14 protein-coding genes are annotated in these 18,654 nt (G+C 53.1%); 2 read left to right on the top strand and 12 right to left on the bottom strand.

What is annotated here, in order from left to right:
• Nucleotides 1-36: 36 nt before the first annotated feature.
• Nucleotides 37-1,143 (top strand): hypothetical protein, encoded by a 1,107-nt coding sequence (locus tag J3P35_RS08030; protein WP_210463809.1) that lies wholly within the window; start codon nucleotides 37-39, stop codon nucleotides 1,141-1,143.
• A gap of 98 nt (nucleotides 1,144-1,241) precedes the next feature.
• On the opposite strand, the gene J3P35_RS08025 is transcribed toward J3P35_RS08030, so the two are convergent.
• From J3P35_RS08025 to lon, 5 genes are all read right to left on the bottom strand, one after another.
• The gene (locus J3P35_RS08025; RefSeq protein ID WP_210463808.1) at nucleotides 1,242-2,033 is read right to left on the bottom strand and encodes a S1/P1 nuclease; all 792 of its coding nucleotides are present in this window, start codon (nucleotides 2,031-2,033) and stop codon (nucleotides 1,242-1,244) included.
• 111 nt (nucleotides 2,034-2,144) lie between these two features.
• The gene (locus J3P35_RS08020) at nucleotides 2,145-2,873 is read right to left on the bottom strand and encodes an SDR family NAD(P)-dependent oxidoreductase (RefSeq protein ID WP_210463807.1); all 729 of its coding nucleotides are present in this window, start codon (nucleotides 2,871-2,873) and stop codon (nucleotides 2,145-2,147) included.
• Between the two features lie 819 nt (nucleotides 2,874-3,692).
• On the bottom strand, nucleotides 3,693-5,096 hold the full coding sequence (gene hslU / locus J3P35_RS08015; RefSeq protein WP_210463806.1) for an ATP-dependent protease ATPase subunit HslU: 1,404 nt from the start codon (nucleotides 5,094-5,096) through the stop codon (nucleotides 3,693-3,695).
• A 384-nt stretch (nucleotides 5,097-5,480) separates the two neighbouring features.
• Nucleotides 5,481-6,527 carry a type IX secretion system protein PorQ gene (gene porQ / locus J3P35_RS08010; protein ID WP_210463805.1) on the bottom strand — a complete coding sequence of 349 codons (1,047 nt, stop codon included), beginning with the start codon at nucleotides 6,525-6,527 and terminating at the stop codon, nucleotides 5,481-5,483.
• 24 nt (nucleotides 6,528-6,551) lie between these two features.
• Nucleotides 6,552-9,050 (bottom strand): endopeptidase La, encoded by a 2,499-nt coding sequence (gene lon, locus J3P35_RS08005; RefSeq protein WP_210463804.1) that lies wholly within the window; start codon nucleotides 9,048-9,050, stop codon nucleotides 6,552-6,554.
• A gap of 195 nt (nucleotides 9,051-9,245) precedes the next feature.
• Between lon and J3P35_RS08000 the strand changes: the two genes are divergently transcribed.
• On the top strand, nucleotides 9,246-11,234 hold the full coding sequence (locus J3P35_RS08000) for an OmpA family protein (RefSeq protein WP_210463803.1): 1,989 nt from the start codon (nucleotides 9,246-9,248) through the stop codon (nucleotides 11,232-11,234).
• Nucleotides 11,235-12,246: 1,012 nt separating this feature from the next.
• Here the strand turns inward: J3P35_RS08000 and J3P35_RS07995 are convergent.
• From J3P35_RS07995 to J3P35_RS07965, 7 genes are all read right to left on the bottom strand, one after another.
• Nucleotides 12,247-13,077 carry a hypothetical protein gene (locus J3P35_RS07995; protein ID WP_210463802.1) on the bottom strand — a complete coding sequence of 277 codons (831 nt, stop codon included), beginning with the start codon at nucleotides 13,075-13,077 and terminating at the stop codon, nucleotides 12,247-12,249.
• Between the two features lie 293 nt (nucleotides 13,078-13,370).
• On the bottom strand, nucleotides 13,371-13,880 hold the full coding sequence (locus J3P35_RS07990) for a DUF6702 family protein (protein WP_210463801.1): 510 nt from the start codon (nucleotides 13,878-13,880) through the stop codon (nucleotides 13,371-13,373).
• 97 nt (nucleotides 13,881-13,977) lie between these two features.
• Entirely contained in the window at nucleotides 13,978-15,291 is a 1,314-nt protein-coding gene (gene rseP / locus J3P35_RS07985; RefSeq protein WP_210463800.1) for an RIP metalloprotease RseP, read from the bottom strand.
• Nucleotides 15,292-15,372: 81 nt separating this feature from the next.
• Complete coding sequence (locus tag J3P35_RS07980) at nucleotides 15,373-16,527, bottom strand: 1-deoxy-D-xylulose-5-phosphate reductoisomerase (RefSeq protein WP_210463799.1); 1,155 nt, start codon at nucleotides 16,525-16,527, stop codon at nucleotides 15,373-15,375.
• Nucleotides 16,528-16,586: 59 nt separating this feature from the next.
• Nucleotides 16,587-16,904, bottom strand: coding sequence for a carboxypeptidase regulatory-like domain-containing protein (locus tag J3P35_RS07975; protein ID WP_210463798.1), 318 nt, complete (start codon nucleotides 16,902-16,904; stop codon nucleotides 16,587-16,589).
• 70 nt (nucleotides 16,905-16,974) lie between these two features.
• On the bottom strand, nucleotides 16,975-18,252 hold the full coding sequence (locus J3P35_RS07970) for a S41 family peptidase (RefSeq protein WP_210463797.1): 1,278 nt from the start codon (nucleotides 18,250-18,252) through the stop codon (nucleotides 16,975-16,977).
• Nucleotides 18,246-18,647, bottom strand: a complete 402-nt coding sequence (locus J3P35_RS07965) for a hypothetical protein (protein WP_210463796.1) — start codon at nucleotides 18,645-18,647, stop codon at nucleotides 18,246-18,248. The genes J3P35_RS07970 and J3P35_RS07965 overlap by 7 nt, the downstream gene beginning before the upstream one ends.
• Nucleotides 18,648-18,654: the final 7 nt, after the last annotated feature.

Below are 18,654 nucleotides of genomic sequence, written 5' to 3'. Positions count from 1 at the left end.
GCTTCCCTCTGTAAGCAAGGGATACATATATTATCTATGCGGCATCGGGCTTCCATTCTGGCCATGGTTCTGGTGCTGCCACTGCTGATGGCGGTGGGTGGGGCAGGGCAGCCGTTGAAGAAACCGGAGCCGCTGGTGCTTAAATCTGAGCAGCTGCCTTTCCAAACGAAGGAGTTCTACGTGGCCGAGGTGGTGGACGAGCGGCCGAACCCCAAGGCGGTGGCCATGCTGGTTTGTGCGGTTACGCCTACCGGGGCACCGCAGCCCGTGGATTTCCAGGGGGGCAGCGTCACGGCCATTAAGAAGTACATCAAGGAGAGTTTCGGCCATAACCCCACGGCGCGACCAATCATCATGCGCCTGAAAGAGTACCAGGTAGTGGAGAAACCTATGGCCGGCGGAAGGGCCGAAGGTCAGATCCAAATCTCAGCGGCTTTTGAGGTACAGCGTGAGGGCAAGCGCCTGCATCTTTTTAATTACAAGAGCGGCGCCCGTTACGCGCGTCCGGTGAACAGCCTCGCGGTAGTGGAGCCTACCCTCCGGAAAACCCTGTCTGAGTCTTTGCGCTACCTTACTGGCTGGATTGACAAGGAAGCGGCCCATAATGAGAAACTGGCCCGGGAGATAAAGGTCACTTTTGAGGACCACCGGGTGCACCTGGACGATGACACTTTGTTCTATGACCCCAACCGTCCGCTGCGGTGGAGCGATTTCCAGGGTGGGTCCAGGTTGTCGCAGAACTTCGCGGCCTCCGTGTTCCCCGGCCTTTCCAATGATATCCAGTCTACGGTGGAGAATGGCGTGATCCACATCAAAGTGAACACCAAACCATACATTCTGCGCAGCCTCTCCAAGGTCTTGCCCGATGCCCGGAACGAGTACACCCTCAACCACGAGCAGCGCCACTTTGACCTCCTCAAACTGGTTACGGAGCACTACAAACAACGGCTCCGGCCTGAGAAACTTAACCTGGAAGACTATGAGAGCATTATCAGATACCAGTACCTGGAGGCGCTCTGGGAAATGGACCGCCTGCAGAAGGCGTACGACGGCGAAACAAACCACGGACTTAACCGGGCGGCCCAGGAAAAATGGAACCAGAAAATAGACCAGGAACTGCGTGAGCTAAAGATTAAACCGTAACACGGTGCTGGTAATGAAAAAGGCGGATACTCTCTGGGGAGCATCCGCCTTTTTTATGGCTTTTTTCGGAAAATCAGGTTTTAAACGCCCAGACTTACTTACCCGAAAATCTCGTTCAGGACACCGGCCAGGCGCACGCCGCCTTTCAGGAGTTGCTGGTTGAGGGTGTCTACGTGGTCAAAATTGTAGCGGTAGCTCAGTTTCTCCTCGGGTTTGGTGATGCCTTTGTACAGCTGCTGGGCAATCTGGTAAGACTCAAAAAACCAAACCGGGGCCAACTGCTTCTGCCAGGTCTTCACCTGGTCTTTGGAGGCGAAGTTGATGGCCGTGGCGTACTCGGTGTAGCTCAGTTGCTGGTACTCAATAAGCTGGGAATCCCATACGCGGTGCAGGTTAGTGGGCTGGTTGAACCACTCCAGGCGCACCCGGTTACCACCTAAATCTTCCGGACGGCCCACGTGCATGGGTTGGTGCACATCGCCAATAATGTGGATGAGCAGGCGCAGGTTCATCTGTTTCTTGTCCTGGGCCAGGTCCTTCTTCTTCAATTCAGAGATGAGGTAATTCAGGCGGGTGTAGGCATCGGTGGCAGTGTCTGCGTGCAGGTGCTTCTCCACTTGCTCAAAGCTCAGGCCTTCCTTCAGGTTCACGTAGTGCCAAGTCTCCAGAAAGTTGTAGTTGGGATCTGACTTGATGAAATCGGGCCAGTTGCTGGCCATGGCCAGGGACTCGTTGCCCAGTATTTTCCTGATGTTCTTTCTGGCCTTGGAAGAGATGTGGCGGTCGGCGATCTCGCCCACAATACGGTGCCCGATCATGCCCCATCCCATGGACTGGAACGGCAGGTACAGAAAGAGGCAAAATACAATCAGTTTTTTGAAAACGCTCATACTAAGGTTAATGGTTTGAAAACGGAATCGCAAAAGTAGGGCAAAAAATCGGGCTGCCCCACTCCCCTCTCCGTTTCCCGGCCGATTTGGGAAAACAGGCCCAAAACACCCTTAGAAATCCCGTACTGAGCACACCACGTTTTGGGCCAGACTTGGCTCTTCCATCAACCGAATAATTTTGCGGGCCACCACCTCCGCCGAGACCAGGGCTCCGGTTTCCTTATAGTCCCTGAACTGCTGTACACTGCTGAACTGGTCCGCATCCGCGTCCCTGATCTGTTCCTGCATATCGGTATCAATGAGCCCCGGAGACAAGGAGAAGACCCGCACCCCGGTGCCCAATTGCTCCTGCTCCAGTTGCGCCGTTTTGGAGAGCATATCCAAAGCAGCTTTAGAGGCACAGTAAGCAGCCCAACCGTCTATGGGCCGCTGCCCGGCTCCGGAACTGATGTTCAGCACCATTTTATCTATGTTCTGGCGGTGCTGGTAGCTTTGCAGGAACATGTTCATGAGCATGGCGGGCACAATCACGTTCACGTCAAAGACATACTCAAAATGCTCGTTTTGGCTCTGCCCTATGTAGCCTATCTCCCCTATCACCCCAGCATTATTCACCAGCACCAGTTTCTGGGCATTGTCAAATGGCGAGAATATTTTATGCAGGTTGTGCTCCACCCCGGCGATGTCTGAGAAATCCAGCGGCTGGTGCCGATAGCGGGGATGGTTGATGGTGCTGTTGCGGGAAACGCCCACCACGCAGTTGTTCTCGTCTTCTAACAAGGCCTCGGCGAGGGCTCTCCCCAACCCGCGACTGGCTCCGGTGATGATGTAGTGGTTCATTGCTTTAATTTAAGAAGTGGGAATTAGAAAGGAGTTAGACACCTTCATTTTGGGAATACGGAGAATCAGGGGCAAATAGTTGAGGCCTCCGTTTTCTGTCGTGGTCCATGTTGCGCTACATGCATCCTTTCATAGAGTTGTTGAAAATGGAATTGCCCATATTTTTTCTCCAACAACTTCCTTCCTACTAAATTAAAACAATCATCTTCAGGAACACCAATACAACTGTTAATATGTACCAGAGTGACTTTATACTCGTCTGCTAACTTTTTATAGAAAGCATAAGGTTATAGAAAGCATAAGGCATTTTAGAAGAATCATTATCAAAAGGTGGAGGTACCAACAACGTCAACCTACCTGCCCTTGCTTCCTTTTCCGCGATCTCTTTAGCTTCCGCACAGTCTCCCACTTCGTGGTGGTACCACCTAAGGAATAGTTGTTCTGGGGTTTCTAGAAACTGTAAACCAAACACCCCGGCAATGGCTGCACTCGGTACAAAGAAGACTCTGCCCAAAGCCCAAGGGCTATTTCTTTTAAGGTGCTTCAAATTTTCCTGATTTAAGCTTTTTAGGAAGATGCTGTTTCTGCCCTCTTTTCCATAAAACAGCCCTAAAACAAAAGAGCCGCTACAGAAAGTAACGGCTCTTTTGTTTTAGTCATCTAGGAAAGACTTTGGTGAGAAGGGAAGTAATTCGTAAGTAATGCCTTTCTGGTTCGCCCACAAGATCCTTTCAGGATGACACAGGGAGGTTGGTTCAGGGAGAACCTAATTCCTAATTCCTAATTCCTAATTCCTAATTCCTAATTCCTAATTCCTAATTACAAAATATACTGGCTCAGGTCGCGGTTTTTAACCATGTCGCGGAGGCGTTCCTCTACAAGGTCCGGCGTGATCATGAGGTGCGCGTTGGGCGGAATGGTGTCCGGTACGTCAAACAGGATGTCGTTGAGCAGGCGACTCATGACAGTCTGCAGGCGGCGGGCTCCTATGTTCTCCACTTCGGCGTTCACCTCAAAGGAAATCTCGGCGAGCTTGTGGAGGGATTCGTCCGTGAAGGAGAGTTCCACGCCTTCGGCGCGCAGAAGTTCTTCGTACTGCTTGGTGAGCGCGTTCTTAGGGTACTTCAGAATCTGGTAGAAATCATCTTTGCTCAGGCTCTGCAGCTCTACCCTGATGGGGAAACGTCCCTGCAACTCAGGAATCAGATCTGAGGGTTTGGCCACGTGAAACGCGCCGGCCGCGATGAATAGGATGTGGTCGGTTTTGATGACGCCGTACTTGGTGTTCACGGTGCTGCCTTCCACAATGGGGAGCAGGTCGCGCTGCACGCCCTCGCGGCTCACATCCGGACCGCTGCCGCCTTTGCCACTGGCGCTGGCTACCTTGTCAATCTCGTCAATGAAGATGATGCCGGCGTTCTCGGCTTTGTAAATCGCTTCTTCCTTCACCTCGTCCATGTCAATGAGCTTGGCCGCTTCCTCTTCCAAGAGCAGCTTGCGGGCCTCGGCGATGGTCACTTTCCGCTTCTTCGTCTTCTTAGGCATCATGTTGCCTATCATCTCCTGGATGTTCATCATCGACATCTCGTCCATGCCTGGGCCTACCACGCCCACCCCAGAGGATGGGTGCTGCGAGATTTTGATCTCGATTTTGCGGTCTTCCAGTTCACCGTTCCGGATTTTCTCGCGGAAACGCTCGCGGGTGCGCTCGTTCAGTTCCTGATCACTGTCCGGCATATCAGAAGAATGGTTGTGGCCGCCAAAGCCCACCATGTCACGCGCGCCCGGCTGGTTGATGGGCGGAATCAAGGCATCCAGAATGACTTCCTCCACCACCAGGGCGGCCTGCTGTTTCACATCTTCCTTTTTGCGGGTCTTCACCATGTTCACGGCCTGCTCTACCAGGTCGCGTACCATGCTTTCCACATCACGGCCCACGTAGCCCACCTCGGTGAACTTAGAGGCCTCTACCTTGGTGAAAGGCGCATCCGCGATGTTGGCAAGGCGGCGCGCAATCTCGGTTTTACCCACGCCTGTGGCCCCAATCATGAGAATGTTATTGGGTACAATCTCTTTCTGCATCTCGGGGTCTGCGTGCATGCGGCGCCACCGGTTGCGCAGGGCAATGGCCACATTGCGTTTGGCATCATGCTGCCCAATGATATATTTATCCAACTCGGCTACAATCTGGCTGGGAGTTAAATACTTGGTTGAGTCTAACATTTTCTAATGAGTGATTGAGTGAATGAGTGCTTGACTGAATCTAAGCTGCTCCTCCTTTAAACTGAATTATCTTTCTTTAAAACGGTGAAACACCGGTTTATTTATCAAATCTTCTCTTACCTGGCGCTTTTCTGCCTTAACGGCTCAGGTTAAAAGTTGTTGGTTGGAATCTTGCACCAAGGCCTCCTCGTTCTAAAAAACAAACCTGTTTTAGACCTGTTTTGCAGAAATCGGCCCCTAAACAAAAGCATTACACCTCGTCCGGTTCTCTACCGCTTGGGAGGCGCTTTCTCAGGTTGCCCACAAGATCCTTTCAGGATGACAGCTGGGGAGTGTTATCCGCGCATCTTCAAATTTCCCAATCCCCACATCTTCACATCCCCATTAATCCAGCTTCTTTTTCAGGAAACGGTTCAAATCTGTGTTGAGGGTAAGGTAATTGCTGGCGCCCGCCACGTGGTAGTTGGCGTAGGTGTACTCAAACCGGAAGGCGTGCACTTTGACAGAGGCCCCGAAGGAAAATCCAGCCATGCCGCCTCCGTTCTCCACCACCAGTTCTTTCCGCCGCAGGTGGTTGTACCCGCCCCGCAGCTGAAAACCGGGTCCCAGGATGAACTCGCCGCCCACCACAAAGTGCCGGGCCAGCTTGTCACCGAAGGTCTTTTTCTCCTTCACCTCCTGGTTGTTTTCGTCCAGGGTGCCGGGTTTGTCGGGGTCCAGGTAGACGATGTCAAAGCGCTGCAACTGGTGCGCCGTGATAGATAGCCGGAAAGGCGCATGCTCTGGTTTATAGCTCGCACCCACCTGGATGTCTAGCGGCATGTCTTCGCGCTCGCCGTTGTCATAAGGTTTCAGCATCACGCCCAGGTTCCTTATCGCCAGGCCAACCACAAAGTCGCGCTCGGGGTGCTTGAACGTGCCGCCCAGGTCTACCAACGTGGCCACCGCCTGGTCCCCGGCGATGCTGGAGATGGCTACTTTGGCCGTGGCGCCCAGGGTGAAATGCTCAATGGTGGCCGCGTGCGACAAAGACACCGCGTAGTCCCGCGCCTTGAAAGTGCCCTCCTCTACCCCGGCATCGTTGGTCTGGGTAAAAGTCCCGTAGTCCAGGTACTGAATCCCGATGGCATTGCGGCCCCAACGGCTGCTCTCAAAGGTGTAGCTGAGGTTGTTCTGGCTTACATCTGAAAGGTAGTTGAGGTACGTTAGGCCTAGGTGGTTATCCGTTTTGCCGTGCATGAGCGCCGGGTTCGCGGAGACCGCATTCACGTCTTCCAGGCCAGAGGACACGTTCACGCCGCCCAGCGCCGCCTGGCGTGCGTGGGTGGGCACATCCAGGAACCGGAAAACAGAACGCCCTCCCATCTGGGCAAAGGCCAGTTGCACCAGGGCAAAAGACAAAAGACCCAAAAGGAAAAGGCGTTTCTGCATCGTTTTTCTATAAACAGGCTAAAATCAGCTTTCGGCTGGGGCGGGAACGGCCTCCTCACGCACGCGCAGGTCCAGCGGTTTCTTCACTTTCTCCGGCAACAGGGCAAATTCCAGCACCTCGTCCACATAATCTACATAGTGGATGTTGAGGCCCTCAATGTAGTGCGCCGAAATCTCGTTCACGTCCTTGCGGTTCTTATAGCACAGAATCACATCTTTGATACCCGCACGCTTGGCAGCCAGAATCTTCTCCTTGATACCGCCCACCGGCAATACCTTTCCGCGCAGCGTGATCTCGCCGGTCATGGCCAGATGCGAGCGTACCTTGCGCTGGGTGAACACCGAGGCAATGGACGTAAATATAGCGATACCGGCGCTTGGACCATCCTTCGGCACGGCCCCTTCGGGGAAGTGGATGTGCAGGTCGTACTGGTCAAAGAGGCGGTAGTCAATGTTCAGTTCGTCGGCGTGGGCACGCAGGTAAGAAACCGCCGTGATGGCTGATTCCTTCATCACATCACCCAACTGACCGGATAACGTCAACTTGCCCTTACCGCGGCTCAGCAAGGATTCAATGAACAGGATATCTCCGCCCACTGAGGTCCAGGCCAGGCCTGTTACCACGCCTGCGGTCTCATTGTCCTGATACAGCTCCTTGTCGAAGATCTCCGGACCCAGAATGCGCACTACGTCTTTTGGCTCCAGTTTCGCCGGCCATTCCTCTTCCATCGCTTTGGACTTGGCAATGTTCCGGATCACCGCCCCCAATTTTCGCTCCAGATTCCGGACGCCCGACTCGCGGGAGTAGTCTTCTATCACTTTCTGGATAGCGGCCGTGGAGAACGCCACATCTTTGGGAAGCAAGCCATGGTCTTCCTTCTGTTTGGGAATCAGGTGGCGCTTTGCAATCTCGGTCTTTTCCTCTACCGTGTAGCCGGTTACTTCAATGATTTCCATCCGGTCCCTAAGGGCCGGGTGAATGGTATCAAGGGAGTTGGCGGTGGCAATGAACAGGACTTTAGACAGATCATACTCCACCTCCAGGTAATTGTCCACGAAAGTGTGGTTCTGCTCAGGGTCCAGAACCTCCAGCAAGGCTGAAGACGGATCGCCTCTAAAATCCGAAGTCAGTTTGTCTACCTCGTCCAGAATCATCACCGGGTTAGAGGAGCTCACTTTCTTGATCTGGCTGATGATACGGCCCGGCATGGCGCCCACGTAGGTTTTGCGGTGGCCACGGATCTCGGCTTCATCCCGCACGCCGCCCAGGGCGATGCGCACGTATTTGCGGCCCAATGCTTTGGCTACGGAGCGGCCCAGCGAGGTTTTACCCACGCCCGGAGGTCCGTATAAGCAAAGGATTGGTGCCTTCATGTCGTTCTTCAGCTTGAGCACGGCAAGGTACTCCAGAATGCGCTCCTTCACCTTCTCCAGACCGTAATGGTCAGCGTCCAGGATCTTTTTGGTGCGCTTCAGGTTGAAGTTGTCTTTGGTATACTCGCTCCAGGGTAAATCCAGGAGGAATTCGCAGTAGTTCAGAGAGATGGGGTACTCAGCGGCCTGCGGGTTGAGGCGGGTCAGTTTGTCAAGTTCCTTGCTGAAATGCTTGGCAACGGCTTCTGGCCATTTCTTTTTAGCGGCGGCGGCACGCATTTTCTCCACTTCCTGCTCCGGGCCGTCCATGCCCAGTTCATCCTGCAACACCTTGATCTGCTGGCGCAGGAAATAGTCGCGCTGCTGCTCGTCAATATCGGTGTGCACTTTGGAGTGGATCTCCTGCTTGATCTCCAGCATCTGGATCTCGCGCATCATGAGTTGCAGCAAAGTGGTGCCGCGCTCCACGCCGTCGTTGATCTCCAGTAGCTTCTGTTTCTGGGCCACTTCCACATTGATGTTGGAAGACAGAAAATGGGTCAGAAACGATGGGCTGTCAATGTTGTCCAGCGCCACCTGGGCCTCCTGCGGGATCTCGGGGTTCAGCTTCAGGATCTTGGCGGCGGCCTCCTGCAGAGACTCCACCAGGGCTTTCACCTCTTTGCTTTTCTGGTTCGGGAAGGTCTCGGGGCAATGGGACACCTTGGCCACCATGAACGGCTCTTCCTGGGTTACTTCCTCAATCTTGAAGCGGCTCTGACCCTGGATGATGATGGTAGTATTACCGTCTGGCAACACCAGCATCTTCAGGATTTTGGCCATGGTACCCACCTGGAACAGATCATCCGGAGTAGGTTCCTCAGCGGACATGTTCTTCTGGGCCACTACACCCACGGTTTTATCGCCGCGGTAGGCTTTGCGCACCAGGCGCACCGATTTCTTCCGGCTCACCGTGATTGGGATCACCACCCCCGGGAAGAGGACTGTGTTTCTAACGGGCAGCAGCGGTAAAGTATCGGGGGTATTTTTTTCAGCTCCCTCGGCGTCGTCCAGCTCTGAGGTGATGATGGAGATGATGTCTCCGTTGCCATCGTCAGATAAATCGGACAACATGAGTTGCTGTATCAGGTTCTCTTGGGTATAATTCATACGTCGTGTCTCAGAGGATGCCAAATTGGCAGCAATCCTCCCGTCGGTTCTGTTGATTGTCTATAAGATATATACTTGTCAAGTCCTGTGCCAATATATCACCGAATTTCTATAGAATAGGGATAATTTCACCACAGAAAGAACTACATTTGGTACCGCATATTGAAATAATGCTTTTCAGGTGCCCCTTCTGTTATGTTGCGTACTGGCTCTTTACTTATTTTCCTGCTCTCCTTTTTCCTCGGGTTTTCGGCCCTGGGACAGACCAAACCTGCCCTCCGTCTGAAACAAAAACCCGTGACCGACTCTCTCCGGAAGAAAGCCCCGGAAGCGGAGATCGTGCTGCAGTTCCCCAACCTCAACCGGGCTCCTTACTACCACCACAAAGCCAAGTACGCCACCATCCTGAAACTGGAGAAGAAAAAAGCCTGGGCCAAGGTACTGCCTTTGCTGGAAGAATACGTGGGCAACTTCGGGATTGACAATTTCTATAAAGATACGAAACTTCTCTGGCGTTTGGGGCAGCTTTATGAACGTTTAGGGCAGCGCGAAAAAGCCGTGGCCTATTACCGCCTGGTCCTGAAACACCACCGCACCGACATCCGGCAGGTACAGCAGTACTATGACTCGCTGGAGGAGAAGAAAAAGGACCTGTACGTGCCCCTGCAGTACTATTATGAACTGGTGGAGTACCGCAAATCGGTGGCCACGTTCAAGCCGCCGCGCGGGGTGTACACCAACATGGGCGATGCCATCAATTCCAAAGCCGAGGATTATGGCCCGGCCGTGCGCTCAGACGAGGAACTCTTCATTTACACCTCCCGCCGCAAAGGCGTGAAAGCCACCGGCACCGATGAAGACTTGTACTTCTCGCGTTTTGAGAACGGTTTCTGGCACGAGGGCGAGTCTTTTGGCAAACCCATCAACAGTATCTACAACGAAGGCTCAGCCTGCCTCAGCCGCGATGGAAAAACCCTTTTCTTCGCCCGCTGCGAAAGCCCCGATGGATTAGGAAACTGCGACCTGTACACGGCAACCCGCCTAGCCGATGGTTCCTGGGGCCAGCTCAAAAACCTAGGTGTCAACGTAAACAGCAAGGCTTGGGACTCACAGCCCACCTTATCGCCGCAGGAAGATACCCTCTATTTCGCCTCTGACCGCCTGGGCGGGTTTGGCATGAGCGACATCTATTTCACACACAAGCAGAAAAACGGCCAGTGGGCGCCGGCGCAGAACCTGGGCCCCATCATCAACACCCGCGAGAGCGAGGTGAGCCCGTATTTCCACCCACTGTACCAAGTGCTATATTTCAGCTCGCGCGGGCAGCTGCTCAATTTTGGGGACTTTGACATCTACAAGGCCTACCGGATCAAGGGCAACTGGCAGGAGCCGCGCAACATCGGTCCGCTGGTGAACGGCAAAGGCAGCGAGTATTACTTCACCATCAATGCCAACTCCACCAACCTGTACTACGCCCGCTCTGAGCCCACCGATCTGAAGAACCTGGACCTGTTCTCGTTCCCGCTGCCCATGGAGGCGCACCCGTTGGCGGTGACCAAGCTTACCGGCGTTTTGATGGATTCTACCACAAACAAGCCGCTAAACGGTATCATCTCCATCATTGACCTGGACAACGGTATTGAGGTAGCCTCTAAATACCTGCGCGAGGACGGTTCCTTTGACTTTGACCTCATTGACAACAGCCGCTACATGATGCTCATCCAGAGCTCCGACTTCTTCTCCATTGAAAAGGAAATCAACCTGAAGGAAGACACCGTGATGAAGATCATGACCAGCCTTATTGACTACAGCATCCCATTAATCTTCAAGAACCTGGAATTTGACGAGGGCAAAGCTGAGATCAAGGACGACATGAAGCCTACCCTGGACCGCATTGTGCTGTTCCTTGTAGACCACCCCCAGGTACGCCTCAGCATTGAGGGCCACACCGACAGCAGCGGCGACCCCGACGCCAACCTGGAGCTCTCCCAATGGCGGGCCGTCTCCATCCAGAAGTACCTGGAGAATAAAGGCAACCTGGCCAACGGCCGGATTGACGCCGTAGGCAAAGGCAGCTCAGAGCCCATCAAACCCGAACTCACCATTGAAGACCGCGCCGTGAACCGCCGCGTAGAGTTCAAGCTGATCAAACCCAAAGAAGGTGCAGGCAACGGCGATTGGTAATCTTACCGGATTGGATCAAGCGTTTGGGGGCTGTTTTGTTGAAAACAGCCCCCAAACGCTTATTGCTGTTTTATAGATAGCAGCAACTAACCGTACCATCACTACGAATTATCCAGTTTAGCAGTGATTTTCCAAAAACAGGATCTAAAAAGGATTATCTGAGATAGTGCAGTTTTGTGTCTTCCACGGTTCTGCGTGTGAAAGACCTTCCCATCCATTGCATGCTTGTGAACCTAACTCTACCCCTCCCTGAAGGGGAATTTAGGAATGCGTTAAGAGGTAGTTGAACAGCTGTTTTGATTGTTGGTGATAACACCAACAACGGCAGGCGAGTTGGCAGGAGAATGGTAAGGTTAATGTAGGGGCACCTCTGGTGGGTTTCCTTTCTGGTAGTTTCCGGATATTTCCGGTAGCTACCGGTTTTTACGTCAGAACCGTTGGAGACAAGGCATGCCTTGTCTCTACATCTCCAAACCAGTGAGAACAACACAAACATACCAGTGTTCCACCCCGTCCGCCAGGACGATGCAGGCATTGCAGCGTCTCCTCTGGCAAGGCAGCTAACATGCAGGTCGTCGGAGGTTGGGCGCGTGCGTAACCCAACCTCCGACGAGCGCAGGCAGTGGCTTCTCCAATGGCAGTGGCCTGCGTTGGCTATGCAACAAAGGGCGGTAGCGGGGTGTCCCAGAAAGGGAAGCAAAGACTGTTTGAGCGTCAGCGAGTTTCTTTTCTTCATGATTCTTTTGGTTACTTTTCTCATCAAGGAGAAAAGTGACAAACGTGGGCAGGCCGCGACTGCAGCCAGAAGGTTAGAGGGAAGGCAGTTGGAAGTAACCCGCCAAAAGTGCCTTTGAGGCTGACGCCTCACTGAAGTTGCAAACTTCAGACCATGGTAGGTCCAAGTCACAGACTTGAACCAGAAAAGAGGTATTGAGAAAGCGACCATAAAAAAAGTGTTTCAAGGCTCTTTTAAAGAAAACAGCCTTGAAACACTCCTATGCGAATACCGCTCTTACAATTTAATAGTATTGCCTTTCTTATTCCATTTAGGCAACGGCGGAATGGCCGGAGTTCTATCCTCTGGCTTTGGGGCATCCTGCTTCAGCCTCTTGCCACCCACATTCACAATAAACCCGATGCTGAAAACAGAGTTACCAGCCGTCATGAAGTCACGGTTCTTCAACCCGAAGTTGCTGCCGCTGGTGTACTGTAGCTGAATAGAAGGCGTCAAAGACATGCGGGTGTAGAAGATGGGCTCAAAGAAGATGTTGTCCTCAGTGGGCTGTTTGATGTCGTTGCGGATAAACTCACTCATATTGAGGTAGCTCAGGCGCAAGGCGGTGCCGTAGTTGAGGAAATGCTCATTCCCGAACAGCTTCAGCATGCGTTTTTTCTTGGAAGAGTAGTTTACCTGCAGGAATACCTTGTTGAAGGAAGTCTCCTGGCGGTCATAGGTGGTGAGGCCTTCGGAGGTTTTGTCTTTGAAGGTGCGGTCGCTGCTGCCGCGGCCCAGGCCCGCATATACCTCCAGGACCCGGTTCTGGTTGGGCCCAAAGGTGGTGAAGTAACCGCCGCCGGCCTCTAACAGGTTATGGCGGAAGTCTTTCTTTTTGTTGTCATTGTTCATCATGGCGCCGCTCAGCAGCACGCCCACGTGGTCGGTGACGGCATAGGCCGAGTTAAAGCTGGCGTTGCCTTTCAAGGTGATGTGTCCGCTGGTGCTTAATTCTCCTTTAGACGTTAACATGGGTGTGTTAGGCACATTGGGCATGTACACAGAAGAGCAACTTGTAGCCCCCAATCCCACCATTAAACCCATTACACGTAGAAAGCTTTTTCTCATAAAGTGTTTTAAAAATTTTCCTTAACCTGCCTCTTCGCTCTTCCTCTAAACCACCCGCCTCTGCGAGACAAAATAAACATCATCATCCAAATCTTCCCTGCAAGAAGCATAGCTAGTACCTTCTTTTCTGTCTCCTTGCGGGCAGTCTACACAAGTTCCAATTTATTGGGGCTCCCCCTTATATTTCCGTTTCAAGGGCGTTTTTACAAAAAGCCCCCTTTTCAGGTCTCCTTGAAAAGATAGGAAAATTCAGCCTCACCACTACTGCGGGTAAAGTTAAATCTAAAGGAAAACTAAAGCGAAACCGTTTGCTGCGTTTCGCCGGCCCGGCAGAGCACCGAGCGTTTCTTGCCGGCCACTTCCAGGTTCAGGATATTGGTCTGGTCATCGAACACCTCCATCAAGAGCGCGTTCTGTACCCAAAGCTGACCGGCGGGGGCTTTCCCGGCCGGGATCTCCAGGTACACCCAGATGGCATCGGCTTCTTCCTGAGCGCCAATGAATTTCTGGGCGGCGCGGGTGCCTTTCACCGTGGAGATGGCCAGGTGGGTCTGCAGGTACTCGGCCAGGAGTTTGTTTACCCGCTCAGAACGGTCCAGCCGAACGGTGGCTTTGTGGCGGCGGGTCAGAGCCTCCTCCACGTCATCGGCGTACAGCCGCACGGCTAGCTCGTAGGTCTGGTTCCTGGGGTTGTACTTGGCATCTGTGATGCTGGTGTGGAATTCATGCGCCCAGGCTGCCAGCGGAAGCCAGAAGCCCAGCACCACCATCAGCCCAAAGGCCCCAACTGCTCTTTTCATCATTAGCATAAACTTCTATCCCTGTAAACAGAGAAAGACGCAGTTATCTTGCGTCTTCTCCGGCAATTTTTTATCAACAGTGCCCCGTTACGGGCGCTAACTATTTGAACAGCAACTTAAAGAAGTCGTTAAAGATAGCAAACCCCATCAAGCCCAGCAACAGCACCATGCCTACTTTCTGGGCATTCTCCAGAAACTTGTCTGATGGTTTGCGGCCCGATATGATTTCATAGGTCAAAAACATCACGTGCCCGCCGTCCAGCGCCGGGATGGGCAGGAAGTTCATGAACGCCAGCACCATGGAAAGCATGGCCGTGATGGCCCAGAAGTTGATCCAGGAGAACTTGCCCCCGAAGATCTGCGCGATGCCGATAGGGCCGCTCAATGCTTTGGAAGGCGACACCTCGGCCCGGAAAATCTTCGCGAATCCTTTGATGTTGGTGGTGATCACCGAGAAAGCTTTCTCTGCCCCTACCGGAATAGCACCTAACAAGCTGTACTCGCGCGTGGCGCGTGGCAGCATCAATTTCGGGTAGAACCCGATGGTACCGTCCTCGTCTACGGTGGTTTTGAGGGTCATCGGCTTGCCGGCGCGCTCTACCTGCAGGGCTACCTGTTTGCCTTTGTAGGTCTGCAGTTTCTGCTGGAACTCATGGAAGAACTGCACCGGTTGGTTCTGGATCTGGGTGATGCGGTCGCCGGGTTGCAGGCCAGCCGCCGAGGCCGGGCTTTTCGCTTTCACCGCCTCTACCGCAAACGGCTCGCGGGCCATAATAAAGCCTACTTTGTCACCATCGGCTAGTTTGTCAATGAGGTTGGAAGGTACCGGCACCACCACTTGCTGACCGTTGCGCTCAACGGTATAGGAACCGTTCTGGCCAAGCAACACATCGGGGTTATACACGTCCTGGAACTCCACCAAAGGCTTTCCGTTAACGGCCACAATCTTGTCACCATCGCGCAGGCCCATCTGCTTGCCGATCTCGTTTGTCACGATGCCGTATTTGGCGTCTTTGGCCAGCAGGTAGCTCTCACCGTACAGGTAAGTCAAGGCCGCGAAGATGATAATGCCCGTGATCACGTTGAAGATAATGCCACCCATCATCACGATAAGGCGCTGCCAGGCTGGTTTGGCCCGGAATTCCCAAGGCTCCGGATCCTGGTTGAGGGTAGCCGTGTCCAGGGACTCGTCTATCATGCCGGAGATCTTTACGAAACCGCCCAGCGGGATCATGCCAATCATGTACTCGGTCTCGCCAACCTGTTTGCTTACCAGTTTGGGCGGGAACCCGATGGCGTATTTCTCTACGCGCATCCCAAACCATTTGGCCGTAAGCATGTGGCCCAATTCATGTATTCCTACCAAGATGGTCAAGCCCAGGATTAACTGGCCGGCCATTACTAATGCTTCCATCTACGCTGTTTATAAGGTCTATACCGGGGCAAAAGCGAGTTCTGCCCCGGTAGTTTGTAAGTCGGTTGTTTTGGAAAAAGATTACGCCTGCATGAGGCTTAAAGCCAATCGGCGCGCCTCGCGGTCGGTTTGCACAAAGTCATCCAAAGAAGGCTCCGCAATATAAGCAACTTTAGCGAGACAGTCAGAGATGAGGTCAGACATCTCCAAAAAGCCCACCTCCTCGCGCAGGAACGCCGCCACTGCCACCTCGTTGGCTGCATTCAGGATACAAGGGGCGTTGCCGCCCCGCTCCATGGCGGCAAAGGCCAGTCCTAGGTTGCGGAAGGTCTCCAGATCGGGCTTCTCAAAGGTGAGTTGCGGATAATCCAGGAAATTAAACCTCGGGAAGGTGGATTTCAGGCGATGCGGATAGTTCAAAGCGTACTGGATGGGCAACTTCATGTCCGGCAGCCCCATCTGGGCCTTAAGCGAACCGTCCTGGAACTGAACGAGCGAATGCACAATAGATTGCGGATGCACCACCACTTCTATCTGATCATTCTGCAGCCCGAAGAGCCATTTGGCCTCAATCACCTCCAACCCTTTGTTCATGAGCGAGGCCGAGTCAATGGTGATCTTGGCGCCCATTTCCCAGTTGGGGTGTTTCAAGGCCTGCGCCCTGGTCACAGTTTGGAGATACTGGCGATCCCTTCCCCGGAATGGTCCACCTGAAGCAGTCAAGACGATTTTCTCAATGGGATTATGGAACTCGCCGGCCAGGCACTGGAAAATAGCGCTGTGTTCTGAGTCTACCGGATAGATGTTCACGCCTTTCTCCCGCGCCAACTGCGTAATCAACTGTCCGGCCACCACCAATGTTTCTTTATTGGCCAAAGCGATGGTTTTACCGGCCTCGATGGCTTTGATGGTGGGCTGCAGGCCCGCGTACCCTACCATGGCGGTGAGCACGATATCTACCGTGTCCATCTGCACCACGCCGTTCACCGCGTTCATGCCCGCATATACTTTAATGGGGTAGGCTTCCAGTGCATCGCGCACCTGCTCATACAGGTCCTCCTGCGTAATCACCACCGCGTTGGGCTGAAAAGCAATGGCCTGGGCCACCAGCAGGTCCACGTTAGAATGGGCCGTGAGCACTTCCACCTCAAACGCCTGCGCCTGGGCCTGAATTACCTCCAGCGCCTGCGTCCCGATGGACCCCGTTGAGCCAAGAATGGCTACTCTTTTCTTCATGTAATCTCTGTAACGCCGTTTTAGGGCTATTTATTCAAAATTAGGTTAAAAACAGGAGTCTATTCCGATTTCTCTAGTTTAATCACCTGGAAGCCTCCCGCTGGAATGGAAGTCTCCAATCTTTTAAATCCCGCCTTCTCCACCACTACGCTCATGGGCGGGCAAGAGAATCCACCTGATATCCCAGCAAGTTCAAATTGCCCCAGTGAATCGGTTTCGGTTTTAAAATTCTCCTTGACAGGATTGGAAACAGAAACATTCTCTAAAGGCAAGCCACTTTTCAAGTCCACTACTTTCCCTTGCACCCTTTGGTAACAGTCACAAGATGTAAGAAACAGAAGAGAAGTAATGAATATGAATTGATAGCGGGGTTTCATGAATTATAGGGGAGTGTAGTTTTACCGAACAAGCTCTCTAATGTAGTAAGAGTTACAAGGTAATTAAGGGTTATTTCCCTTTCCCATTCAAGAAAGCCAAGGCCTTCTCCAGGACCAGATCGGTTTTAGCAGCAGGTTCTTTGGTGAAATCCACCAATATAGCAGGCGTAAAGGTTTCTCTTGGAGAGCCGTTCACGTGAAAGAGTTTCTCCACCGGGAAAGAGAACCCGATGTTGGTGTTGGGCATCTGGTAAGAATAGATGGCGCCGTTGAGTCCGGCCATTCTGGTGCCCACGGTGGTGGCCCGCTGCAGGCCGTCAAACGCTATGGTGATGCCCTCACCCACGCTGCCCGTCCAGTGGCCCACCAAAACCGCCATGGGTTTTTCATAGGCTTTTCCCCTGGGCGACACCACTTCCACCCAACTGCGCTTTACGTCGTACTGCCGCTCCTCAGCGGTGAGTTCGTGTTTCTGGTAGAACTGGTCTTTGGTGATGAACCTTCCCAGAATGGCTCGGGCCACCGTGGTGTTGCCGCCGCTGGGCGTCTCCCGTAGATCCAGCACCAGGGCCCTGGTTCCCTCCAAAGAGTTGAGCACGCTATCAAACGCCGGGATGAGCGTATTGTCAAACAGGCAGTTGTTGATCTTGATATACCCTATGCCGTTGATAATCCGGCTCTCCACTTTGGCCGGGTACCGGATGTCCTCCAGGAGCATTTTAGGGGCATCGGGGTAAAAGATGCGCCGCTTGCCTTTGTCTAATACCGTGATTTTCCGGGGCTGCACGTGGTTTCCGCCCAGGAGCAGGCGCAAGGCAAAGTTCTGCGCTTCCGGGTCTACGGTTTTGAGCGACTTTCCCAAAAACGGCCTCAAAGCAACTTGTACCGGCACATCGTTCACAGACACAATCTCCATTCCGGCCCGCAGACCCACTTTCTCGGCACCCAGCCCGCTTCTTACCTCCAGCACCATCGGCTTGCCATTCACAAACTCGACCCAGACATCGGTGCCGGAGGGCACCAGGCGCGAAGATTGCGGGGTGTTGGTGTTCAGCCCAGCGTGGTGGTCATACAGTTCATTGAAGACGCGCTCCAACAGGGAAACAAACTGCGGGCGGTTAGTGACGGAGTCCAGTTGGGCCTGGTAAAGGGCGGGCACCTTTGGCCAATCGGTCTGCTTCTTATCAAAGTAACAGTAGTCTTCTCCAATGGTTTTCCAGAAGTAGGTGAAATCTGCCTTGTACTGCTCACTGGTGAATTTCTTGGCCTGGCCAAACAAAAAGGCAGACTGAACCATGATCATGGCCAGCATGACACCTACTTTAACGGCTCCAGATTTACCTAACATCCGCACTCTCCCACAAAAGGAATCTCTGAAAAAGCACCCGTTTTCAGGTCTTTCACCAGCAACAAACCTTCATTCTTGAAAACTTCTTCTCCATTGGGGGAAGACTTTTTCACGATGGCCCTGAGTTCATATTTGCCGCTGGCGTCCCGGTATGGGGCATCGGTTTTGACACTGTCACTTTTATCTATGCACTCAAATCTCACCTGCTGGCCTCCAATAGAGACAAACGCCAGGTTGGCATAATTATTCATGTAAATGTATTTGCCTGACTCAAACTCTTCCTTGTTCCGGGAGAAATAGCAGGAGCAGCCCTCTACCTCCTCCGGGAATTCAGAATAGGAATCCAGCACAATGGCCTTTGTTCTGGAGGTGGCGGGCTCCTGTGGCTGTTCCACTGGTGGT

The sequence above is a fragment of the Rufibacter roseolus genome, assembly GCF_017916365.1.
Classification (GTDB): Bacteria; Bacteroidota; Bacteroidia; order Cytophagales; family Hymenobacteraceae; genus Nibribacter; species Nibribacter roseolus.
This window is presented reverse-complemented; position numbering and strand designations above follow the sequence as displayed.